The organism is Salmonella sp. HY31 (assembly GCF_042604575.1).
In the GTDB taxonomy this organism is placed as follows: Bacteria; Pseudomonadota; Gammaproteobacteria; order Enterobacterales; family Enterobacteriaceae; genus Salmonella; species Salmonella diarizonae.
Genome location: NZ_CP170479.1, coordinates 2,743,993 through 2,766,942 on the forward strand (window position 1 = coordinate 2,743,993; position 22,950 = coordinate 2,766,942).

Sequence of the window (22,950 nt, forward strand, 5' to 3'; positions counted from 1 at the left end):
GTGTAATAAAAAAAGCCTCGCGGGTGAATCCACACGAGGCTTAAAAGTGCAAAAATGATTCTACAATCTGTGTTAGATCATGTTACCGGTAAAATAACACCTAAGAATAAGTGGCAAAGTTACTCAAACTCATTCCATGAACGACCGTCACGGGTAATCATCGCCACGGACGCTACCGGTCCCCAGGTGCCCGCCTGATACGGCTTCGGCGCATCGTTGTCCATCGCCCATGCTTCGGTAATGGAATCCACCCACTTCCAGGCTTCTTCCACTTCGTCACGGCGGACAAACAGCGCCTGAATGCCACGCATCGTCTCCAGCAGCAGGCGCTCATATGCATCCGCTAGGTGCGTCTGATTGAAGGTCTCGGAGTAGCTCAGATCAAGCTTCGTGATTTGCAGGTTATGCTTATGATCCAGCCCCGGTACTTTGTTAAGCACCTGAATATCTACGCCCTCATCCGGCTGCAGGCGAATCGTCAGTTTGTTCTGTGGCAGGTCTTGCCAGGACTCTTTAAAGAGGTTCAGTTCAGGCGTCTTGAAATAAACCACGACTTCAGAGCACTTGGTTGGCAGGCGCTTGCCGGTACGCAGATAGAATGGCACGCCCGCCCAACGCCAGTTATCGATGTCAACGCGGATCGCGACGAAAGTTTCGGTGTTGCTGCTTTTATTCGCCCCCTCTTCCTCCAGATAGCCCGGCACCTTTTTACCCTGCGCAAAACCAGCGGTGTATTGACCACGAACCGTTTTTTCGCGCACGTTGGAGCGATCGATACGACGCAGCGATTTCAGCACTTTCACTTTTTCATCACGAATGCTGTCGGCGCTCAGGTCAGACGGCGGTGACATGGCAATCATGCAGAGAATTTGCAGCAAGTGGTTCTGGATCATATCGCGCATCTGGCCGGCCTGGTCAAAGTATCCCCAGCGCCCTTCAATCCCCACCTCTTCCGCTACGGTAATCTCAACATGATCGATAGTGCGGTTATCCCAGTTATTAACGAATAACGAGTTGGCAAAACGCAGCGCCAGCAGGTTGAGAACCGTTTCTTTGCCCAGATAGTGGTCAATACGGTACACCTGACACTCTTCAAAGTATTCGCCAACCTGATCATTAATCTCGCGCGAGGTTACCAGTGAAGTACCCAACGGTTTTTCCATCACGACGCGCGCCGGTTTGGCGTTGAGTTTAGCTTCCCCTAACCCTTTACAAATAGCGCCAAAGGTGCTGGGCGGCATCGCAAAATAGTTAATGGTGGTGCGGTTTTTTTGATCCAGCATATCGCCCAGGCGACTAAACGCAGGCGTATCGTTAACGTCAAGATTACAAAAATCCAGACGGCCGCTCAGCGTATCCCACAATCCTTCATCGATTTTTTCCTTCATGAAGGTTTCCAGCGCTTCACGCACGACGTGGGTATAGGCTTCTTTATCCCAGTCCGCGCGCCCTACCCCAATAATACGGGTATCCGGATGGATCTGGCCGGCTTTCTCAAGCTGATACAGGGAAGGCAGCAGTTTCCGGCGCGCCAGGTCGCCTTTCGCGCCGAAAATGACCAGGTCACATGCCTGGGCTGTTTGCGTTACCGCCATGTCATTCTCCTCAGTTAATCTCCTGGTACTTTAGCCAGGATATCGTTGTAATTTTATTACACAGCACTGTACTGCTTTTACGAGATTACGGAAACCGTAAACGCCTTTTCATGGGTGAACTGACGTTTGACTGGCAATATAATCGGCAAAACGCCTAATAAAATTGTCGTTTTTCCACACAAGCCGGAACCTAAAATCCGACATCGGTCATGTAATGAAAAAAAACGACACCTTTTTTAACCATTTTGCTCCCTTCGGCAGTCGCCAGGGGTAATATCTAACAAAACGCGCTCGGTTTCGCGCATCATTGAAATCGCTAATACCCATGAGCCTTGCTAATCATGAATATGCTGGAAAAAGTCCAGTCTCAACTGGAACATTTAAGCAAATCTGAACGAAAAGTCGCCGATGTTATTCTGGCCGCCCCCGGCAGATCGATTCACTTAAGCATTGCCATGCTGGCCCAGGAAGCCAACGTTAGCGAGCCGACGGTGAACCGCTTCTGTCGCAGTATGAATACCCGCGGCTTTCCTGATTTTAAACTGCATCTGGCGCAAAGTCTGGCAAATGGCACCCCCTATGTTAATCGCAATGTGGATGAAGATGACAGCGTTGAGGCCTATACAGGAAAAATCTTCGAGTCCGCCATGGCCAGCCTTGACCATGTTCGCCAGTCGCTGGATAAATCGGCCGTCAACCGCGCGGTCGATTTACTGACCCAGGCAAAAAAAATCGCCTTTTTCGGTCTTGGTTCCTCCGCCGCGGTCGCACATGACGCCATGAACAAGTTTTTTCGCTTCAATGTACCGGTGATTTACTCCGACGATATCGTGCTGCAACGAATGAGCTGTATGAATTGTAGCGATGATGACGTCGTCGTGCTTATTTCTCATACTGGCAGAACCAAGAGCCTGGTGGAGCTGGCGCAGTTGGCGCGGGAAAACGATGCGATGGTGATCGCCCTGACTTCCGCTGGAACCCCGCTGGCGCGCGAAGCCACGCTGGCCATTACCCTCGATGTACCGGAAGATACAGACATTTATATGCCTATGGTCTCTCGACTTGCTCAGCTGACCGTGATAGATGTGCTGGCAACGGGATTTACTTTGCGCCGTGGGGCAAAATTCAGAGATAACTTGAAGCGTGTCAAGGAAGCGCTCAAGGAATCGCGTTTTGATAAAGAATTACTCACCAGGAGTGATGACCGCTAAAAGCAATAACAATGTTCTACCCTTTTCGTCATCCGGGGACGTTCATTTTATACCGTTAAGGTTTCAGAACGACCGGATCAATGTTCACGCAACACCAAGTTGTTTTAGTCAACGGAGTATTACATGTCCAGAAGGCTTCGCAGAACCAAAATCGTTACCACGTTAGGCCCGGCAACTGACCGCGATAACAACCTTGAGAAGGTTATCGCCGCGGGCGCAAACGTAGTACGTATGAACTTCTCTCACGGCTCGCCGGAAGATCATAAAATGCGTGCTGATAAAGTCCGTGAGATTGCCGCCAGACTGGGGCGTCATGTGGCTATTTTAGGCGACCTGCAAGGGCCAAAAATTCGCGTTTCCACCTTCAAAGAAGGCAAAGTGTTCCTCAACATTGGGGACAAATTTCTGTTAGACGCGAACCTGGGTAAAGGCGAAGGCGACAAAGAAAAAGTCGGCATTGATTACAAAGGATTGCCGGCAGACGTCGTTCCCGGCGATATTCTGCTGCTTGATGATGGTCGCGTGCAACTGAAAGTGCTTGAAGTCCAGGGCATGAAAGTCTTTACCGAAGTCACCGTCGGCGGCCCGCTGTCTAACAATAAAGGCATTAACAAGCTCGGCGGCGGGCTTTCTGCCGAAGCGCTGACCGAAAAAGACAAAGCCGATATTCAGACCGCTGCGCTGATAGGCGTTGACTATCTGGCCGTCTCCTTCCCACGCTGCGGCGAAGATCTGAACTATGCACGCCGACTGGCACGCGACGCCGGCTGCGACGCGAAAATCGTGGCTAAGGTCGAACGCGCCGAAGCGGTATGCGATGAAAACGCCATGGACGACATCATTCTGGCATCTGACGTGGTGATGGTCGCTCGTGGCGACCTGGGCGTTGAAATCGGCGATCCGGAACTGGTCGGAATCCAGAAAGCGCTGATTCGCCGTGCGCGTCAACTGAACCGCGCAGTCATCACTGCAACCCAGATGATGGAATCGATGATCACTAACCCAATGCCAACCCGTGCAGAAGTGATGGACGTGGCGAACGCCGTACTGGATGGCACTGATGCGGTTATGTTGTCTGCCGAAACCGCAGCCGGTCAGTATCCGTCTGAAACCGTTGCCGCAATGGCGCGTGTCTGCCTGGGCGCAGAAAAAATCCCCAGCATCAATGTGTCTAAACACCGTCTCGACGTGCAGTTCGACAATGTCGAAGAAGCCATTGCCATGTCTGCGATGTATGCGGCAAACCATCTGAAAGGCGTTACCGCGATCATCACTATGACGGAATCCGGTCGTACCGCGCTGATGACTTCCCGTATCAGCTCCGGCCTGCCGATTTTCGCCATGTCACGCCATGAACGCACGCTGAACCTGACCGCGCTCTACCGCGGCGTAACGCCGGTGCATTTTGACAGCGCGGCTGATGGCGTTGTCGCGGCGCATGAAGCTGTTAATCTGCTGCGCGATAAAGGGTATCTGGTTTCCGGCGACCTGGTGATCGTGACCCAGGGCGATGTAATGAGCACAGTAGGTTCGACCAATACCACGCGTATTTTGACCGTTGAGTAAAACTCACCCAGGCCTGATAAGCGTTGCGCCATCAGGTATTACTGACGAGTCCTGGAATAGGTTGACACTTTTCAGTCTTATAACGCCCGATGAACCTCATCGGGCGTTTTGTATTGTAGCGACAGATGAGGCCGCTGAGTGTTGTAAATTTCTACCGACTCCCTGACCATCCTTCTTGCCTGTTCTCTATCTTCTGGCTCCGCACTTTCTGAGTGAAGAGGACGTGAGCCAGTCGGGTTAACCGTTTGTTCAGCCAGTTCAGCACAGTATGGTTGCCCGCGGTTTTGCGCCTGGCAGTATGTCATTTCGCCTTTTCCGACCTGCTCAACGACAGCCAGTTTAAAGGATAGAGAGTGATCGCACCGTGTGCGTTTAACTTTTTGATTCATCAAACTTTCATCTGTCTATACGTTAAATATGTCAACGTTATTCAGGGCGGGGGAACGGATATAAAAAAGCGAACCTTGTGGCTCGCTTTTTTATTCGCTGTCAGTTAATAGTTAAATCCAACGTTAATCGGTATTCAAACGCCCAACTGGTATGCCAGTCTTGTCCGTAGAAATGGATCAGTCCAGTGTAATGACCCGGTGGGATAGCCTGATTATCGCTGCGGCTCCATGTAAATCTGGCCTGGTACCCGCCTGAGCTGCTACATCCCACGGCAGCGTTAAGAGGACGTTGTGAACAATCCGATTTACGATAGCCTTTGAGATTAACCGTATACTGCTGCCCACTGTTATCTACCAGCGTCACGGGCGTTGAGACTTTAGAATAATCGCCAGAAGGCGCCCAGACCAGTTCTGTCGGGCCCGTTGTGGGCGCAGAGGTGACAAAACCTAAATCGGAATAACCTTTGATTGACGAAGACGTATAGGTTGATGAATCCGTTGTGACATACCATGTATCTTCAATGGTGTTGATAAACTTCACCTGGTCATTTTTTAATGACGACGTATTGATCGATGCTGTTACCGTGGCCTGACCAACATCATTACCACTTAGTTTCACTGTGGCGACGCCAGAACTGTTAGTATTGGTTGTTGACGCTGACAGCTTGTTCAGCGTGGTCTGCCAGTTAATGGCTGCATTAGGCACACTGTTATGGTTCACATCCTCAATTTGAGTGGTATAGGTAACAGTATCAGAGCCATTAGCGAGTGCGTTGGTTTTATCCACTGTCAGTGAAAGCAGCGTTGCCGTTTTCGCGTCGCCAATAAAGGTCACTTTAGCGGCTGACAGCGTTTTGCCATTACCTGGAACGGTTGCTGTCACCACCGCATCACGTGCTTTCAGCGTATGGCCTGAAATGGAGGCGATACCCTGCTCGTTGGTTACGCTACTGTTGGCCGTAAGCGTCAGATCCGGGTCGTCGCTGCTCCAGTTAATCGCCGTTGACGGCAGAACGTTGCCGTAACCGTCCTTCACGGTGACGGACCAGGTGACCGTGTCGGTGTTGTCCGCTACGGCCTGGGTTTTATCGGCCTTAATGTTTGAGAGCGTTGCGGTGTCAACATCACCGATAACGTTCAACTGTAATTCTTTCTGAGAATCGTTGATACCCGCCCCGACAGTCGTTGTACCGGCTTTGGTATCTGTGTAAGTCACACTGGCTAAACCATTGCTGTCGGTGACGCTGCTGTCGGCTGGCTGGAATGCCCCCCCGCTGCTATCAGTCCCCCAATTTACCGTCGCGTTAGCGACGGGATTGTTATTCCCGTCGGTGACGGCGGCCTGAAGCGTGATGACGTCTTTTCCGGCGACGATATCCGTCGTTTTGCTGGCAGTGATTTGCGAGAGCTTCTCTGTCGTGCTGTCAGCGATAAAACGCATCGTCACCGAGTGTGTACTGATGCCATTGAACGTGGCGACCGCTTTGCATGAGACAATATTCTCTGAAGTAACGGATACAGTAGATTTGCCCTCGGTATTGGTGGGTACGGTGTCGGCAGAGAGCTGTGCAGAACTCGCCGGGTCAAGACTCCAGGCTACGTCGCCCTGATTGATGACGTTGCCGTATTGATCCTTCACGGTGGCCGTTAAGTTAATCGCGTCCATTCCATTGGCTATGGCATCGTAGTCATGTTCCGGAGAGGTGATCGAGACCACTTTCGCGCTCAACTGATCCGGTACGATGTTGAGCTGAATGGTTTTCTCACTGTCATTCACGCTACTCGCCGTCACAGTTGTGACCTGTGCGAGTGTGCCACTAAAGGTGACAATCGCCTGACCCTGGGCATCCGTGGCCGTGGTGGTTTCGCTGAAGTTGCCCGAAGTATTATCGGATGACCAGTTCACGTTAGCGTTCGCAATAGGGTGCCCCGACGCATCCTGTACCGTTGCGGTAAGAGTGATAGTGTCTCTTCCTGCGGCGATATCGTCCGTTTTATTTGCCGTAAGCGTTCGGATGGCGGCCGATCCGGCGTCAGCGGTAAAGTTAACGGTTTCGGCGTTTTCAGGGTTACCATTGACTTCTGCGGTCACCACGTAATTTTCTACCTCGGTAGATGTTAAGGCGACGGTCACTTTACCTGCGATGTCAGAGGTGCTGGTGGTGGCTGACAGCTTGCCCGTAGCCGGGCTGACCGACCATTCTGCAGTAACACCTGCAACAGGATTGCTGTTGGCATCGATAACGGTGCCGGTATAGGTAATGCTATCCACGCCATCGGCGATGGCGGTGGTTTTACTCACGGTGATGTTTCCTATCTGTGCGGTAGCGGTATCACCGGTAAATGTGGTTACCGGCGCATTCCACGCCGCGCCCGTAGTTGCCTGGGCGGTGACGTTTACGTCACCTGCTTTCAGCGTTGTCACAGTCACCGTAGTGGTTCCGTTCACGTCCGTTTGGGTCGTTACTGCAGACAGTTTTGCCGTGGCAGGCGTTACCTTCCAGTTAACGTCCTGTTCCTTAACTGGATTGCCTTTTGCATCCGTCACGGTGGCGGTGTAGGTAATCTGGTCTTTACCATTGGCGATAGCCGTCGATTTATCTACAGTAATGTCAGTCACTTTGGCTGTTGCGGTATCTGCGGTAAACAGAAGGTCGGGCGAATTAACCGCCCCGCCGGTTGCGGCGCTGGCTGAGACGACGACCTTACCCTGCACGGATGAGACCAGCGTTACAATGGCATCACCTTGCTGGTCGGTGCTGTTTTGCGTGGTGCTCAGCGTGCCTTGTCCTTCCACGATTTTCCATTCAATTGCGCTGTTAGCGACAGGGTGCTCATTGGCATCGATAACGTGAGCTGTCAGCGTAATCCGGTCGTTTTGGTTAGCAACCGCCTGGGTTTTGTCGGCATTCACTGACTGAACGGATGCTGTGGCGTCATCGGCGAGGAAATTAACCGTGGGCGAAGTTTGCGATTGTTCTCCCAGTGTCGCGGTCACCGTCACGTTTTCTACGGCGGTGGAAGTCAGATCTACTGTCGCTTCCCCCTGCGCGTCCGTGCTGGTGGAGGTGGCGGACAGACTGGCCTGGGTACTGCTGGTTGCCCAGCTAATTTGTATTCCTTTTAATGGATTTTTATTAGCATCTTCAACCTTTACGCTGAACGTCACAGGATCGTGCCCGTTCGCGAGAGCTGACGTTTTGCTGACCGTTACGCTGCTCAATGTCGCGGTTTTAACGTCTGGCAGGAAGGTTAGCGTATCTGTTTTTAACGCTTCGCTGTCGCCTGTTGAGGCCGAAACGATGCCCTGTCCGGCTTTCGCTGATTTCAGCGTGACGGTGGCGATGCCATTTTCATCGGTATTACTCTGTTTATCCGCCAGGTGAGCGCTGCCGCTGGCCGAATCGATCGCCCAGTTAACGGGCTGGTTCACCAGCGGGTGCTGGCTGGCATCAGTGACCATCGCGCTGACGGTGATAGCGTCCTGATTATCGGCGCGAGCAAGGGTTTTATCGGCATCAATTTTTATGACTTTTGCGCTGCTGGCGTCGGCCGTAAACTGCAGCGTTTTACTCTGCATGGATTCGCCGTTATCCAGCGTTACACTCACCGTTGTGCTTATGATTTGACCGCTGGTGACAGAGGCGACGGCATTACCCTGGCTATCCGTTGTGCTTGATGGTGTGTTTAGCATCGCGCCAGCATTGTCGCTTTCCCAGTGCACGGTCACGCCCTGAACAGGATTATTCATCGCATCCACCACGTGCGCAGTCATTGAAATCGCATCCTGACTATTCGCCAGCGCTGTGGTTTTGGACGCATCAAGTGTGGCGAAATGCGCGGTGTCTTTCACTGCCGTAAGGTTAATGGTGGTTGTGTTGAGCTTGGTCGTCTGATTGTAGAGAGGCTGAACGATAACCGCGCCAGGCTGGGTGCCTGCGGTGAAGGTACTGACGTACACGCCCGGCGATTGCTCTTTAAACTCGCTGATTTTTTCCGCTACCGGCGAGGCCGCCGATGCCCCCTGAATCTGCGTGTTACGAATGAGCTGGGCGCTAAGGCTACTGGCGAGGCCGGTAATTTTTTGCCCGCTACCGGACGTAACAGTAACGCTCACCTGCGTGGTGCTGACGCCGTCTGCCGGCAGAGTTGTGCTGGCCGCTGTGGTTGCGGTAACAATGTCATTAGGGTTAAAGCCGCTCACGGCGACAGTCATATGGCTGACGTCAGATTTATTACCCTGGTTGTCGTATGCCGTGGCGGCGACAACATACATATTCTTCTCGGCACCATTTTGCACGTAGTGCGGCATCGTAACCGTCCACGTCCCATTTTCCTCGGTGATGTTGCCGCCGTTCTGTATCAGGCTATCATCCTGCCAGGTGATATGATCGAGAGGATATTTACTCTTCACAGTTACGTTGACAGGCAGGGTTTCATCTTCCACGCCGGTCATTTTTTCCGGCACTTTCAGCGAAATTAACTCTTTCTTGCGGTATTCCAGCACGATAGTGTTATTGCGATTAACCAAATCAAGGCGACTGCCGAGAAGTGTGCGGCGGTTTTTGACATTATCGGCGTCGAGCTGAGCATTGAGCGGCGAGCCGAGCATCCAGTTAACCGCCATCTCAATTTGAGTATCGTTATGATTGCCTTTCCCCATTTTTTGATTTAAGCCAACGGAAAACAGCGGAACCGGGGTGTAATTAACGCCTGCGGTCAAAGCATAAGGATCACGTTGACGGTCGTCGTCGCTATCGCCAAACAGAGCAACGTCATCGCCATAATACTGCTCCCAAATCAACTGAGCGCCTAGCTGCGGATATGCTGGTAAATAGCCTTCGGCTCGCACATCATAGCCGTTGGCGACACGTTCTTCGTAATCAGTATGGTCTTTCGAATCTTTCCAGCCAGAAAGACGCTGATAGGCGTTGGCGCTCAGCTTGAAATAATCCCAGCCAAGCTCGCCGCCGAAACCCAGACGCTGGTGGGTAACACTGGAGATTTGCTGATCATAAAATGCGTTAACGCCCCACATCCAGTGGTCGGCGAAATAGCGGTAGCCCACGCCTGCGTTGATAATATTACGATCGTCATCGCGTCTTCCGCCTAATTGTGTAAATAACAGGTTGTGTTTCTTGTCATCATAAAGCGGCAACAGTATATCCAGGCTAGCACTTTCCAGCGACAGATCGTTATCGAGACCCAGATTTACCCTCGCCGTACCAAATTGCTGAAGCCAGTTTTGTACTGCATTAGTGGCGTAAGCAGATCCATTATTAATCGCAGAATTGATTAATGCATCCGTTTTGTTATCCTGATTCAACATAGCACCAGTGCTGGAAAGCACATTCGCGAGATTCTTACCTGCATCGTCTTCTTTCGCCGTGTTTGATGCCGCTGTGACCGTTGTCTGCGGCGCTGACGAGGGGGTAGTTTCCGCTCTGATTGGGAATGAAAATACAAAAGAGTTAATAAATAAAAATATTATATGAATACATATTTGTATGCAGGCCGTAAATCGAGTGGAAAAACGCATAGCCAAAATCCTTTTAGGTTAACGACGAGGCAGAATAAAAACCACTTGAGAGTATATTAATATTTTTTCAGGAAGCAGCTTTATGATTTCTTATTTATAAATTTAGTTTTTCTAACATCATAAAATAACAAACAGTTACATCATTTAAATGATTTAAAAGAAGGAAATTTATAGCTACCCCCATAATTAATAATAGATCAGGTATTCGCTATCAAGAGACAAAAAATAATATTCTTCAAGAGAGCTATTTTATTTCCTATTATTTACATTATGAGTAATTTATTGATTATCCATAATTATTATAGTAAGCGTTTCATTAACCTTCAGTTTTAGCGACGCGTTCGTTTGTATGCTGCCGCTGGCAGTATGTCATTTCGCCTTTTTCGACCTGTTCAACGACGACCGGTTTAAACAACAGTGAGTCATCGTGTTGTGTGCGTTAACTTATTGGTTCATCACATGTATAAGCAAAATGTGCCAACGCTATTCAGGACGGGGTATACACAATATAAAGCCTCTCTTACGAGAGGCTTTATTTATTTGATGGGATAAAGATCTTTACGCTTATACGGCTGGATCTCGCCCGGCTTGCGAGTTTTGAGCAATTTCAGAATCCAGGTGTACTGTTCCGGATGCGGGCCGACAAAAATTTCGACCTCTTCGTTCATTCGTCTGGCGATAGTGTGATCGTCAGCGGTGAGAAGATCGTCCATTGGTGGGCGAATCTGGATGGTCAGGCGATGCGTTTTACCATTATAAACCGGGAAAAGCGGTATCACGCGTGCGCGACACACTTTCATCAGCCGACCAATCGCAGGCAGCGTCGCTTTGTACGTTGCAAAGAAATCAACGAATTCACTATGCTCCGGGCCGTGATCCTGGTCCGGTAGGTAGTAACCCCAGTAGCCCTGGCGAACAGACTGAATGAAGGGTTTAATCCCGTCATTACGCGCATGTAAACGTCCGCCGAAACGCCGACGCACCGTGTTCCAGATATAGTCAAAAACCGGGTTACCCTGGTTATGAAACATCGCCGCCATTTTTTGCCCTTGCGAGGCCATCAGCATGGCCGGAATATCCACACCCCAGCCATGCGGCACAAGGAAAATGACTTTCTCGTCGTTACGACGCATCTCCTCAATGATTTCCAGACCTTCCCAGTCAACACGCTGTTGAATTTTTTTCGGACCGCGCATCGCCAGCTCAGCCATCATCGCCATCGCCTGCGGCGCGGTGGCGAACATTTCATCGACAATTGCTTCGCGCTCAACTTCGCTACGCTGCGGAAAGCACAATGACAGATTAATCAGCGCACGGCGACGGGAGCTCTTTCCCATACGTCCGGCAAAACGCCCCAGCGTCGCCAGCAAAGGGTCGCGAAATGATGCCGGGGTTAATGCGATCCCCGCCATTGCCGCAGCGCCCAACCAGGCGCCCCAATACTGCGGATAGCGAAAGGATTTTTCAAATTCAGGGATATATTCTCTATTATTTTTTTGGGTTTTCATGCTGTTCCAGGGTCTGCTGACGCGAAAAGGAATTGTGAATAGTGTAGCGGCGTCTGCGCCTCACACAAAACAAAAAAGCCGGTACACATCGCGTACCGGCTCTGTCAGCACATTTGTTAATCGAAACGCAGTTGCGGCAGAACCTCTTTCACCTGCGCCAGGTATTCACGACGATCTGATCCCGTCAGACCTTCCGTACGCGGCAATTTTGCTGTTAGAGGGTTAACGGCCTGCTGGTTGATCCATACCTCATAATGCAGATGCGGCCCTGTGGAACGCCCTGTATTACCAGAAAGCGCAATACGATCGCCACGTTTCACTTTTTGCCCCGGTTTCACCAGCAGCTTACGCAGGTGCATATAGCGCGTGGTGTAGGTGCGTCCATGACGAATCGCGATGTAGTAACCGGCAGCGCCGCTACGTTTAGCAACCACTACCTCGCCATCCCCCACCGACAGCACCGGCGTCCCCTGCGGCATCGCAAAGTCAACGCCACGATGCGGCGCAACGCGTCCAGTAACCGGGTTCAGACGACGCGGATTAAAGTTGGAGGAGATGCGGAACTGTTTTGCGGTCGGGAATCGTAAAAAGCCTTTCGCCAGGCCGACACCGTTACGGTCATAGAATTTACCGTCAGCGGCGCGAATGGCGTAGTAATCTTTGCCATCGGAACGCATACGCACGCCCAACAACTGACTCTGCTCGCGCTTGCCGTCCAGCATCTCACGCGACATCAGAACCGAAAATTCATCGCCCTTTTTCAGCTTCCGAAAATCCATCTGCCACTGCATCGCTTTTATCACTGCGCTGATTTCGCTGCTGGTTAAACCTGCCTCTTTCGCGCTGGCGACAAAGCTACCACCTACCGTGCCTTTCAGCAGGCTGTTGACCCAGTCCCCCTGCTGCATTTCACTGCTCATTTTGAAACCGTTTGCAGTGCGATCGTAGGTACGCGTTTCACGGCGGGAGACTTCCCATGTCAGACGCTGTAAATCGCCATCGGCGGTCAGTGTCCATGAGAGTTGTTGACCAATTTTCAGATTTCGCAGCTCCTTATCAGAAGCGGCAAGTCGACTAATATCGGCCATATCGATGCCGTACTGATTCAGAATGCTGCTTAGCGTATCGCCTGTAGAGACGACGTATTCATGGACGCCGACTTCGCCTGAGGTTTTATCGTCCAGCTCATCCTGAGGAATAGCTTCATCTTCCTGGGCGGCCTGATCGATGGGTTCACTGGCCTCAGGTAAGAGGGAACGAATCTCGCTTTTCTCCAGTTCAATAGTTTTAACGATTGGCGCGGATTCCGGGTGGTAGACATATGGCCGCCATACGGCGACGGCCAGTGTCAGAACGGTAAGTGACCCCAACATAACGCGATGGGGTCGGGGCAGATTATTAAATGCCAGGGCGACAGAGCGGGCTATCTGTTGCACGTATTCACTTCCTCGTTAATCTCCTTTCAGGCAGCTCGCATACTGGTTGGCTAATTGGCTTAAAAACGCTGAATAGCTTGTTTTACCCAGTTTAATGTTCGTCCCGAGGGGGTCCAGTGTTCCCATTCGAACGGATGTCCCTCTCGCCACGGCTTCCACGACCGCTGGCCTGAATTGTGGCTCAGCAAAAACGCAGGTTGCTTTTTGCTCAACCAACTGTGTTCTTATTTCATGTAAACGCTGCGCGCCAGGTTGTATCTCAGGGTTCACGGTAAAGTGACCGAGTGGGGTGAGTCCGTAGTGTTTTTCGTAGTAACCGTAGGCGTCATGAAAAACGAAATACCCTTTCCCCTTGAGCGGCGCGAGCTCGTTACCGACCTGTTTATCGGTTGCGGCTAATTGTGCCTCAAAATCCTTCAGGTTGGCGTCGAGTTTGGCTCGACTTTGCGGCATAAGTTCCACTAATTTTTCATGGATTGCAACCGCTGTAGCCCGCGCTATCTCTGGGGAAAGCCAAAGATGCATGTTATATTCGCCGTGATGGTGATGTACGTCACCTTTTTCCTCATCGGCATCAGCGTGCGCATGTTCATCCTCATCATCATCCGCGCCCTTCATGAGTAATGGCTTCACATCGGCAAGTTGCGCAATGGTAACCTGCTTATTACCAGGAATATTCCTGACCGACCTCTCCATAAAGGCTTCCATTTCCGGGCCAACCCAGACGACTAAGTCCGCGCCCTGTAAGCGTTTTACGTCTGATGGACGCAATGAATAATCATGCTCGGAAGCCCCATCCGGAAGTAAGACTTGCGTATCCGTAACGCCGTCAGCAATGGCGGAAGCGATAAACCCAAGCGGTTTAAGCGAAGCGACAACGGCGGCGTCGGCAGCCTGGGTTGCACTCCCCCAAAGCGCGGCGGATAATGCTGCGAAAAGAAGCGTATTTTTCTGTAACATAATGCGACCAATCATCGTAATGAATGTGTGAAATGTGATATTATAACATCCTATCACTTCTGCAAGCCTAAAATTGACATGACAAGTTTAGTTTCACTGGAAAACGTCTCGGTCTCATTTGGTCAACGCCGCGTCCTCTCTGACGTGTCGCTTGAATTGAGCCCCGGAAAAATTTTAACGCTTCTCGGTCCTAACGGCGCGGGGAAGTCAACGCTTGTGCGCGTGGTTTTAGGACTGGTAGCTCCTGATGAAGGAGTGATCAAGCGCAACGGACAACTCCGTATCGGCTATGTCCCACAAAAGCTCTATCTCGATACCACGCTTCCGCTGACGGTAAACCGATTTTTACGTTTACGTCCCGGCACGCAAAAAACGGATATTCTCCCGGCGCTTAAACGTGTTCAGGCCGGACATCTGATTGACGCGCCCATGCAAAAACTCTCCGGCGGCGAGACACAGCGCGTACTGCTGGCCCGCGCTCTGCTTAACCGGCCGCAGTTGCTGGTACTTGATGAGCCGACGCAAGGCGTGGATGTCAACGGCCAGGTCGCGTTATACGACCTTATCGATCAGTTGCGCCGCGAACTCGATTGCGCCGTGCTAATGGTGTCGCATGATCTACATCTGGTAATGGCAAAAACAGATGAGGTGTTATGCCTGAACCATCATATTTGCTGTTCCGGCACGCCGGAAGTGGTGTCTATGCATCCGGAATTTATCTCTATGTTTGGTCCGCGCGGTGCAGAGCAACTGGGGATTTATCGCCATCATCATAATCATCGCCATGATTTACAGGGCCGTATTGTACTGCGCCGGGGAAATGGTCACTCATGATTGAATTATTACTGCCCGGCTGGCTAGCCGGGATGATGTTGGCCTGCGCCGCAGGTCCGTTGGGCTCATTCGTGGTCTGGCGTCGGATGTCCTACTTTGGCGATACACTGGCTCACGCGTCGCTTCTGGGCGTGGCGTTTGGCCTGTTGCTGGACGTTAACCCCTTTTATGCGGTAATCGCCGTTACGCTGCTGCTGGCCGCCGGTCTGGTATGGCTGGAGAAACGCCCTCACCTCGCGATTGATACCTTACTGGGCATTATGGCGCATAGCGCTCTGTCTTTAGGACTGGTCGTTGTCAGCCTGATGTCCAATGTCCGCGTTGATTTAATGGCTTATCTGTTTGGCGATTTGCTGGCCGTCACGCCGGAAGATCTTATCTCGATCGCCATTGGCGTAGTTATTGTGCTGGCTATTCTCTTCTGGCAGTGGCGCAACTTGCTGTCGATGACTATTAGCCCGGATCTTGCCTTTGTCGATGGCGTGAAGTTACAGCGCGTGAAGCTGCTATTGATGCTGGTAACGGCGTTAACCATCGGCGTAGCGATGAAGTTTGTCGGGGCACTGATCATTACATCGCTACTGATTATCCCCGCCGCAACCGCGCGTCGCTTTGCCCGTACGCCGGAGCAGATGGCGGGTGTAGCGGTGGTAACAGGAATGATCGCCGTAACGGGCGGACTGACCTTCTCCGCGTTCTATGATACGCCAGCAGGTCCGTCAGTGGTATTGTGCGCAGCCATGCTGTTTATCTTCAGCATGATGAAAAAACAGGCGAGCTAGGGGATGTTACCGGGTGGCGCAGTTCAACACCGCCATCCGGCATAATCAAGCTTAAGGCATTTCCGGCGGCGTAATACCAAAGTGGTTCCACGCACGCACTGTTGCCATTCTGCCGCGTGGCGTGCGCTGTAAAAAGCCCTGCTGAATCAAATACGGCTCCAGCACATCTTCAATGGTTTCACGCTCTTCGCCAATCGCCGCCGCAAGGTTATCCAGTCCCACCGGACCACCGAAGAATTTATCAATAACCGCCAGCAGCAGTTTGCGATCCATATAGTCAAACCCTTCCGCATCGACGTTCAACATATCCAGCGCCTGCGCGGCAATTTCCGCAGAAATAGCCCCGTCATGCTTCACCTCGGCGAAATCACGCACACGTCTGAGCAGACGGTTGGCTATACGCGGCGTACCGCGCGCCCGACGCGCCACTTCCAGCGCGCCGTCATCGCTCATCTCAAGCCCCATGTGCCGGGCGCTGCGCCCGACAATGTGCTGCAGATCGGGCACCTGATAGAACTCCAGGCGCTGCACGATACCAAAACGGTCGCGTAGCGGCGAGGTTAGCGAACCTGCTCGCGTCGTCGCGCCAATGAGCGTAAACGGCGGCAGGTCGATTTTAATCGACCGCGCGGCTGGCCCTTCGCCAATCATGATATCCAACTGGTAATCTTCCATCGCCGGATAGAGCACCTCTTCCACCACCGGTGAAAGCCGATGAATCTCATCAATAAACAGCACATCATGCGGTTCAAGATTGGTGAGCATGGCCGCCAGATCGCCCGCTTTTTCCAGCACCGGGCCGGATGTGGTACGCAGATTAACGCCCATTTCATTGGCCACGATATTCGCCAGAGTCGTTTTACCTAACCCTGGCGGACCGAAAATCAGCAAGTGATCTAATGCGTCGCCGCGCAGTTTTGCCGCCTGAATAAAGATCTCCATCTGGGAGCGCACCTGCGGTTGACCGACATACTCCGCCAATAACTTAGGGCGAATGGCGCGATCGGCAACTTCCTCTGCGATCGTGGCGCCTGCTGAAATCAGGCGATCTGCTTCTATCATCCTTTACCTCATAACGCGGCGCGTAACGCGTCGCGAATCAGTGTTTCACTGCTTGCGTCCGGACGAGCGATTTTGCTCACCATCCGACTGGCTTCTTGCGGTTTATAACCCAGCGCCACCAGCGCAGCAACCGCTTCTTGCTCAGCATCGTCCGTTGTCGGGCTGGCTGGCGACGTCAATACCAGATCGACCGCTGGCGTAAAGAGATCGCCATGTAGCCCTTTAAAGCGGTCTTTCATTTCCACAATCAATCGTTCAGCGGTTTTTTTACCGATGCCGGGTAATTTCACCAGCGCCGCAGGATCTTCACGTTCAACCGCATTGACGAATTGTTGCGCCGACATGCCGGAGAGGATCGCCAGCGCCAGCTTAGGCCCGACGCCATTTGTTTTGATTAGCTCTTTAAACAGCGTGCGCTCTTGCTTATTGTTGAATCCGTACAGCAACTGCGCATCTTCACGCACCACAAAATGGGTAAAGACAGTCGCTTCCTTTCCGGATTCCGGGAGCTCATAGAAACAGGTCATGGGCATATGCACTTCATAGCCTACGCCCCCTGTCTCCAGCAGCACGATCGGGGGTTGTTTTTCGAGAATAATGCCTCTGAGTCTGCCAATCACATGACGCTCCTGCGTAAAGGGCTGAAAAGGTAAAGCCGTATCATAAAAAAAGGCTGGATAGATATCCAGCCTCATTTGTCATTATCGCAACCTTCCCCGCGCCAGATTGAGTCGGCTCTCGCTCATTTGCATCGCGTTCTGGCTAACGTGGCAATGCGTAATCGCGATAGCCAGCGCATCTGCGGCGTCTGCCTGCGGGTTAGCGGGGAGCTTCAGCAACGTTCGCACCATATGCTGCACCTGGCTTTTCTCCGCGCTACCAATACCGACGACGGTTTGCTTCACCTGACGCGCCGCGTATTCAAACACCGGCAGTTCCTGGTTGACCGCGGCGACAATTGCTACGCCGCGCGCCTGTCCCAATTTGAGGGCTGAATCGGCATTCTTCGCCATAAACACCTGTTCGATAGCGAAATAGTCCGGCTGGAACTGTGTAATGATTTCCGTCACGCCTGCGTATATGAGCTTCAAACGAGACGGCAGATCATCGACTTTAGTGCGAATACATCCGCTGCCCAGATAGGTCAGTTGCCTGCCGATCTGACGAATAACGCCATAACCGGTGATGCGCGACCCCGGGTCAATACCGAGAATAATAGCCATCACGCATCTCCTGTTATGTTCGGATTCAACCACCTCATTCTAAGGTAGCGGCAACCTCATCAGAGATCTCACCGTTATGGTAGACTTCCTGAACATCATCACAGTCTTCCAGCATATCAATCAGACGCAGCAGTTTCGGCGCGGTTTCCGCATCCATATCCGCTTTGGTTGACGGGATCATGGACACTTCGGCGCTGTCCGCTTTCAGACCCGCCGCTTCCAGCGCGTCACGCACTTTGCCCATCTCTTCCCAAGCAGTGTAAACATCAATCGCGCCATCATCATAGGTCACAACATCTTCCGCGCCAGCTTCCAGAGCGGCTTCCATGATGGTGTCTTCATCGCCTTTCTCAAAGGAGATGACCCCTTTCTTACTGAACAGGTACGCCACTGAGCCGTCCGTACCCAGATTACCGCCGCACTTGCTGAAAGCATGACGCACTTCCGCTACGGTACGGTTACGATTGTCACTCAGACACTCAATCATAATGGCCGTGCCGCCAGGACCGTAACCTTCATAGATGATGGTTTCCATGTTCGCATCATCATCGCCGCCGACGCCGCGAGCGATGGCGCGGTTCAGAGTGTCGCGGGTCATGTTGTTGGCCAGAGCTTTATCCACGGCCGCGCGCAGACGCGGGTTGGCATCCGGATCGCCGCCGCCCAATTTAGCTGCCGTTACCAGTTCACGAATAATTTTAGTGAAGATTTTACCGCGCTTGGCATCCTGCGCAGCTTTACGATGTCTGGTGTTGGCCCATTTACTATGACCTGCCATAAATATTTCCTCAAAAAAAGCGCGCCTTTTCAGGCGACGTTAATGACAAACTCTTCAATCGCTTGCCGATTACTCCAGGACTTGGTAAGCGCCGCCGCGTCAGGCGCATCAAGCCACTGGTACGTCAGATGTTCTGTGAATATCACCTGACGCTCATGCGGTAGGGCAAGGCAGAACCAGGATTCTGTATTGTGCATGACGCCCGGCGCATAGCGATGACGTAAATGTGAAAAAATCTCAAACTCCACCGTACGTTGGCAGTCGATTAAGGTCAGTTGCTCTGCCGCAACATCAATCGTGACCTCCTCTTTGACTTCACGCACGGCGGCCTGCAACGCGGTCTCCCCTTCTTCCACACTGCCCGTCACCGACTGCCAGAAATCCGGGTCGTCGCGTCGCTGCAACATCAGCACCCGTTTCGTATCTTGCGCGAAGATAATCACCAAGACCGAAACGGGGCGCTTGTACACTTTATCCTTCACGCGGCCTCGTTGTTGGCTGTTAGGTGACGCCGCTCATTGATGAGACTCGCCCTTGTGGACCGCCGCGATATCGCGCGAATGATGTCGTGTACATTGTTCATATCAGTTATTCTCAGCTTTCTTCACAACCTGAATACCCAACTCCGTCAACGCCGCCTGGTTGGCGAAACTTGGCGCTTCGGTCATCAGACACGCGGCAGCGGTCGTTTTCGGGAAGGCGATAACATCACGAATATTGTCGGTGCCGGTCAACAGCATGGTCAGACGGTCCAGACCAAACGCCAGGCCCGCGTGCGGCGGCGTACCGTATTTTAACGCATCCAGCAGGAAGCCGAACTTCTCGCGCTGCTCCTGCTCATTGATACCGAGAATACCAAATACGGTTTGCTGCATTTCACCGTTGTGAATACGCACCGAACCGCCGCCCACTTCGTAGCCGTTAATCACCATATCGTAAGCGTTAGCGACGGCTTCTTCCGGCGCAGTTTTCAGTTCAGACGCCGTCATGTCGCGCGGGGCGGTGAACGGATGGTGCATCGCGGTCAAACCGCCTTCGCCGTCGTCTTCAAACATCGGGAAGTCAATCACCCACAGCGGCGCCCACTTGTCTTCGTCGGTCAGGCTCAGGTCTTTGCCCAGTTTCAGACGCAACGCGCCCAGCGCATCGGCAACCACTTTTTTGTTATCTGCGCCGAAGAAAACCATATCGCCGTCCTGCGCACCAGTACGTTCAAGGATAGCGTCTACGATGTCGGCGGTCAGGAACTTGGCCACCGGGCTGTTGATCCCGTCCAGACCTTTCGCGCGCTCGTTAACTTTGATATACGCCAGGCCTTTCGCGCCGTAGATCTTAACAAAGTTACCGTAATCGTCGATCTGCTTACGGCTAAGCTGTGCGCCGCCCGGCACACGCAGCGCAGCCACACGGCCTTTCGGATCGTTAGCCGGGCCCGCGAAGACCGCGAACTCTACCGATTTCAGCAGGTCAGCGACATCCACCAGCTCCATCGGGTTACGCAGGTCTGGTTTGTCAGAGCCGTAACGACGTTCCGCCTCTGCAAATGTCATGACCGGGAAATCCCCCAGATCCACGCCTTTCACTTCCAGCCACAAATGGCGCACCAACGCTTCCATCACTTCGCGCACCTGCGGCGCGGTCATGAAGGAGGTCTCGACGTCGATCTGAGTAAATTCAGGCTGGCGGTCAGCACGTAAGTCTTCATCACGGAAGCATTTGACTATCTGATAGTAACGGTCGAAACCGGACATCATCAGGAGCTGTTTAAACAGTTGCGGCGACTGCGGCAGCGCGTAGAATTTACCTTTATGAACGCGCGAAGGCACCAGATAGTCGCGCGCGCCTTCCGGCGTGGCTTTGGTCAGCATCGGCGTTTCAATATCAAGGAAACCGTGATCGTCCATAAAACGACGCACCAGGCTGGTAATTTTGGCGCGAGTTTTCAGGCGCTGCGCCATTTCCGGACGACGCAAATCCAGATAGCGGTACTTGAGACGCGCCTCTTCGGTATTAACGTGGTTAGCGTCAAGCGGCAGTGAGTCTGCGCGGTTGATGATAGTGAGAGAGGACGCCAGCACTTCAATTTCGCCGGTCGCCATATCCGCATTGACGTTTTTCGCGTCACGCGCACGCACGGTGCCCGTAACCTGAATGCAGAACTCATTACGCAGTTCAGAGGCCAGCTTTAACGCGTCCGCACGATCCGGATCGAAGAACACCTGCACAATACCTTCGCGGTCGCGCATATCGATAAAGATCAGGCTACCAAGATCACGACGACGGTTGACCCAACCACACAGAGTCACCTGCTGCCCCACGTGGGACAGACGTAGCTGTCCGCAATATTCTGTACGCATGAGATATCCCTTAACTTAGCCGCAGGCGGATTGTTGCCTGCCATGCAGGCGACGAAGTCGCAGCTTTAGCTGTATGTCACAACTGGATGAAAAAAGGCGGCTATTATACTGGAAATTCTGCCGCACGATAAGAGTCAATCCAGCATGGGAGCGATAACTTGCCCGTTTCATGCGGTATCGACGCCTGGTTCATACTGACTGTACCCGGGTTTTTCACGCGGGTATTGCGTATGCTCACAAAAATTAACAATATTTGTCGCCGCTTTCCTCTTTAATCGTGCTTAAGGTATAGCGAAATCCGCTATTTTTAGGAGAGTGATTATCATGCTGAAACTCAACGCGACCACAACCGCCCTGGTAGTTATTGATTTACAGGAAGGAATTCTTCCGTTTGCCGGCGGCCCGTACACGGCAAACGAGGTGGTCGCCCGCGCCGCGCGGCTGGCGGAAAAGTGTCGCGCCAACGGCTCGCCAGTGGTCATGGTACGCGTCGGATGGTCTGAGGATTATGCCGAGGCGTTAAAACAGCCGGTTGATGCTTCAACGCCTGCGCACGCGTTGCCGGAAAACTGGTGGACCTGGCCTACGGCATTGGGTAAAACTGACAGCGATCTGGAAGTGACTAAACGCCAGTGGGGCGCGTTTTACGGCACCGATCTGGAATTACAACTTCGCCGCCGGGGTATCGACACCATCATATTGTGCGGGATCTCAACCAATATCGGCGTCGAATCCACAGCGCGTAACGCCTGGGAGTTGGGATTTAACCTTATTATTGCCGAAGATGCCTGTAGCGCCGCCAGCAGTGAGCAGCATCAGAGCAGTATGACGCATATTTTCCCGCGTATTGGCCGGGTACGTAGCGTAGAGGATATTTTAAACGCCTTATGATCTACATTGGCTTGCCGCAATGGTCGCACCCGAAATGGGCGCGGCTCGGCATCACCAGTCTGGAAGAGTATGCCCGCCACTTTAACTGCGTGGAGGGCAACACCACGCTTTACGCGCTGCCGAAAGCGGAAATTGTTGATCGCTGGTATGCGCAAACTACGGATGATTTTCGTTTTTGTTTCAAATTTCCCGCGACCATTTCTCACCAGGCCGCTCTGCGTCATTGCGACGATCTGGTGCAGGAATTTTTTACCCGTCTGGCGCCGCTGGAAACGCGCATTGGCCAATACTGGCTTCAGTTGCCTGCCGTCTTTGGACCGCGAGATCTCCCCGCCTTATGGCAATTTCTTGATGCGCTCCCCGCCACGTTTACCTATGGCGTAGAAGTTCGTCATCCGTGTTTTTTTGACAAAGGTGAGGATGAACAGCGGTTCAATCGCGGGTTACACGAGCGCGGCGTAAACCGCGTGATCCTGGATAGTCGTCCGGTACATGCCGCCCATCCCCACAGCGAGGCCGTCCGCGAGGCGCAGCGGAAAAAACCCAAAGTCCCGGTACATGCGGTCGTGACGGCCAGCCATCCGATGGTGCGTTTTATCGGTAGCGATAATATGGCGCAAAACCGTCAGTTTTTCGCCGCCTGGTTGCAGAAACTCCCGCAGTGGCGGCAGACCACCACGCCTTTTCTGTTTTTACATACTCCGGATATCGCGCAGGCGCCGGAACTGGTGAATACGCTTTGGCATGATTTACGCAGCGTCTTACCGGAAATCGGCACTGCTCCGTCCATTCCACAGCAATCTTCTCTTTTCTGAAAAT

The 22,950-nt window shown here is 52.5% G+C and carries 17 protein-coding genes and 1 pseudogene; 6 read left to right on the plus strand and 12 right to left on the minus strand.

The annotated features are described in order from the left end of the window. Positions 1-119 precede the first annotated feature (119 nt). A complete protein-coding gene (zwf, locus tag ACE15A_RS13080; protein ID WP_053508927.1) occupies positions 120-1,595 on the minus strand; it encodes a glucose-6-phosphate dehydrogenase in 1,476 nt (491 codons plus the stop codon). A gap of 341 nt (positions 1,596-1,936) precedes the next feature. Here zwf and ACE15A_RS13085 point away from each other — a divergent pair, with 341 nt between their 5' ends. Further along, positions 1,937-2,806 (plus strand): MurR/RpiR family transcriptional regulator, encoded by an 870-nt coding sequence (locus tag ACE15A_RS13085; RefSeq protein WP_001056723.1) that lies wholly within the window; start codon positions 1,937-1,939, stop codon positions 2,804-2,806. Positions 2,807-2,929: 123 nt separating this feature from the next. Continuing rightward, complete coding sequence (pyk, locus tag ACE15A_RS13090) at positions 2,930-4,372, plus strand: pyruvate kinase (RefSeq protein ID WP_023246238.1); 1,443 nt, start codon at positions 2,930-2,932, stop codon at positions 4,370-4,372. 3 nt (positions 4,373-4,375) lie between these two features. On the opposite strand, the pseudogene ACE15A_RS13095 reads toward pyk, so the two are convergent. The 5 genes and pseudogenes from ACE15A_RS13095 to znuA all read right to left on the minus strand — a co-directional run. Beyond that, a pseudogene (locus tag ACE15A_RS13095) lies at positions 4,376-4,575 on the minus strand (integrase core domain-containing protein); the annotation flags it as partial. A gap of 286 nt (positions 4,576-4,861) precedes the next feature. Beyond that, positions 4,862-10,090, minus strand: coding sequence for an Ig-like domain-containing protein (locus tag ACE15A_RS13100; protein ID WP_164984582.1), 5,229 nt, complete (start codon positions 10,088-10,090; stop codon positions 4,862-4,864). Between the two features lie 746 nt (positions 10,091-10,836). Next, complete coding sequence (gene lpxM / locus ACE15A_RS13105) at positions 10,837-11,808, minus strand: lauroyl-Kdo(2)-lipid IV(A) myristoyltransferase (protein WP_023248791.1); 972 nt, start codon at positions 11,806-11,808, stop codon at positions 10,837-10,839. 116 nt (positions 11,809-11,924) lie between these two features. Beyond that, a complete protein-coding gene (gene mepM / locus ACE15A_RS13110) occupies positions 11,925-13,244 on the minus strand; it encodes a murein DD-endopeptidase MepM (protein ID WP_023248792.1) in 1,320 nt (439 codons plus the stop codon). Positions 13,245-13,259: 15 nt separating this feature from the next. Then, positions 13,260-14,204 carry a zinc ABC transporter substrate-binding protein ZnuA gene (znuA, locus tag ACE15A_RS13115; protein ID WP_053508948.1) on the minus strand — a complete coding sequence of 315 codons (945 nt, stop codon included), beginning with the start codon at positions 14,202-14,204 and terminating at the stop codon, positions 13,260-13,262. 78 nt (positions 14,205-14,282) lie between these two features. Between znuA and znuC the strand changes: the two genes are divergently transcribed. Both znuC and znuB read left to right on the plus strand, forming a co-directional pair. Next, positions 14,283-15,038 carry a zinc ABC transporter ATP-binding protein ZnuC gene (gene znuC, locus ACE15A_RS13120; protein ID WP_053508920.1) on the plus strand — a complete coding sequence of 252 codons (756 nt, stop codon included), beginning with the start codon at positions 14,283-14,285 and terminating at the stop codon, positions 15,036-15,038. After that, complete coding sequence (gene znuB / locus ACE15A_RS13125; protein ID WP_023248795.1) at positions 15,035-15,820, plus strand: zinc ABC transporter permease subunit ZnuB; 786 nt, start codon at positions 15,035-15,037, stop codon at positions 15,818-15,820. Before znuC ends, znuB begins: the two co-directional genes overlap by 4 nt. Before the next feature lie 51 nt (positions 15,821-15,871). Here znuB and ruvB read toward each other — a convergent pair whose 3' ends face one another. The 6 genes from ruvB to aspS form a co-directional block, all read right to left on the minus strand. Continuing rightward, positions 15,872-16,882 (minus strand): Holliday junction branch migration DNA helicase RuvB, encoded by a 1,011-nt coding sequence (ruvB, locus tag ACE15A_RS13130; protein ID WP_000568510.1) that lies wholly within the window; start codon positions 16,880-16,882, stop codon positions 15,872-15,874. Positions 16,883-16,890: 8 nt separating this feature from the next. Beyond that, on the minus strand, positions 16,891-17,502 hold the full coding sequence (ruvA, locus tag ACE15A_RS13135; RefSeq protein ID WP_023248797.1) for a Holliday junction branch migration protein RuvA: 612 nt from the start codon (positions 17,500-17,502) through the stop codon (positions 16,891-16,893). A gap of 81 nt (positions 17,503-17,583) precedes the next feature. Continuing rightward, positions 17,584-18,105: a crossover junction endodeoxyribonuclease RuvC gene (gene ruvC, locus ACE15A_RS13140; protein ID WP_023248798.1), complete on the minus strand. Its 522-nt coding sequence runs from the start codon at positions 18,103-18,105 to the stop codon at positions 17,584-17,586. A gap of 34 nt (positions 18,106-18,139) precedes the next feature. Then, entirely contained in the window at positions 18,140-18,883 is a 744-nt protein-coding gene (locus tag ACE15A_RS13145; RefSeq protein WP_023248799.1) for a YebC/PmpR family DNA-binding transcriptional regulator, read from the minus strand. Positions 18,884-18,912: 29 nt separating this feature from the next. Further along, on the minus strand, positions 18,913-19,365 hold the full coding sequence (nudB, locus tag ACE15A_RS13150) for a dihydroneopterin triphosphate diphosphatase (protein ID WP_053508919.1): 453 nt from the start codon (positions 19,363-19,365) through the stop codon (positions 18,913-18,915). 102 nt (positions 19,366-19,467) lie between these two features. Continuing rightward, positions 19,468-21,240 carry an aspartate--tRNA ligase gene (gene aspS / locus ACE15A_RS13155; protein ID WP_053508916.1) on the minus strand — a complete coding sequence of 591 codons (1,773 nt, stop codon included), beginning with the start codon at positions 21,238-21,240 and terminating at the stop codon, positions 19,468-19,470. Between the two features lie 324 nt (positions 21,241-21,564). On the opposite strand from aspS, the gene ACE15A_RS13160 reads away from it, so the two are divergent. Then, positions 21,565-22,131, plus strand: coding sequence for a hydrolase (locus tag ACE15A_RS13160; protein ID WP_023248802.1), 567 nt, complete (start codon positions 21,565-21,567; stop codon positions 22,129-22,131). After that, positions 22,128-22,946 (plus strand): DUF72 domain-containing protein, encoded by an 819-nt coding sequence (locus ACE15A_RS13165; protein ID WP_053508914.1) that lies wholly within the window; start codon positions 22,128-22,130, stop codon positions 22,944-22,946. Before ACE15A_RS13160 ends, ACE15A_RS13165 begins: the two co-directional genes overlap by 4 nt. Positions 22,947-22,950 lie beyond the last annotated feature (4 nt).

Excerpts from the sequence above, each read along its gene's own strand:
- znuA (WP_053508948.1), bottom strand. The coding sequence starts at position 14,204 with ATGTTACAGAAAAATACGCTTCTTTTCGCAGCATTATCCGCCGCGCTT.
- ACE15A_RS13165 (WP_053508914.1), top strand. The coding sequence starts at position 22,128 with ATGATCTACATTGGCTTGCCGCAATGGTCGCACCCGAAATGGGCGCGG.
- znuB (WP_023248795.1), top strand. The coding sequence starts at position 15,035 with ATGATTGAATTATTACTGCCCGGCTGGCTAGCCGGGATGATGTTGGCC.
- ruvC (WP_023248798.1), bottom strand. The coding sequence starts at position 18,105 with ATGGCTATTATTCTCGGTATTGACCCGGGGTCGCGCATCACCGGTTAT.
- lpxM (WP_023248791.1), bottom strand. The coding sequence starts at position 11,808 with ATGAAAACCCAAAAAAATAATAGAGAATATATCCCTGAATTTGAAAAA.
- ACE15A_RS13100 (WP_164984582.1), bottom strand. The coding sequence starts at position 10,090 with ATGTTGAATCAGGATAACAAAACGGATGCATTAATCAATTCTGCGATT.
- znuC (WP_053508920.1), top strand. The coding sequence starts at position 14,283 with ATGACAAGTTTAGTTTCACTGGAAAACGTCTCGGTCTCATTTGGTCAA.
- ACE15A_RS13145 (WP_023248799.1), bottom strand. The coding sequence starts at position 18,883 with ATGGCAGGTCATAGTAAATGGGCCAACACCAGACATCGTAAAGCTGCG.
- aspS (WP_053508916.1), bottom strand. The coding sequence starts at position 21,240 with ATGCGTACAGAATATTGCGGACAGCTACGTCTGTCCCACGTGGGGCAG.
- pyk (WP_023246238.1), top strand. The coding sequence starts at position 2,930 with ATGTCCAGAAGGCTTCGCAGAACCAAAATCGTTACCACGTTAGGCCCG.
- ACE15A_RS13085 (WP_001056723.1), top strand. The coding sequence starts at position 1,937 with ATGAATATGCTGGAAAAAGTCCAGTCTCAACTGGAACATTTAAGCAAA.
- ACE15A_RS13160 (WP_023248802.1), top strand. The coding sequence starts at position 21,565 with ATGCTGAAACTCAACGCGACCACAACCGCCCTGGTAGTTATTGATTTA.
- ruvB (WP_000568510.1), bottom strand. The coding sequence starts at position 16,882 with ATGATAGAAGCAGATCGCCTGATTTCAGCAGGCGCCACGATCGCAGAG.
- zwf (WP_053508927.1), bottom strand. The coding sequence starts at position 1,595 with ATGGCGGTAACGCAAACAGCCCAGGCATGTGACCTGGTCATTTTCGGC.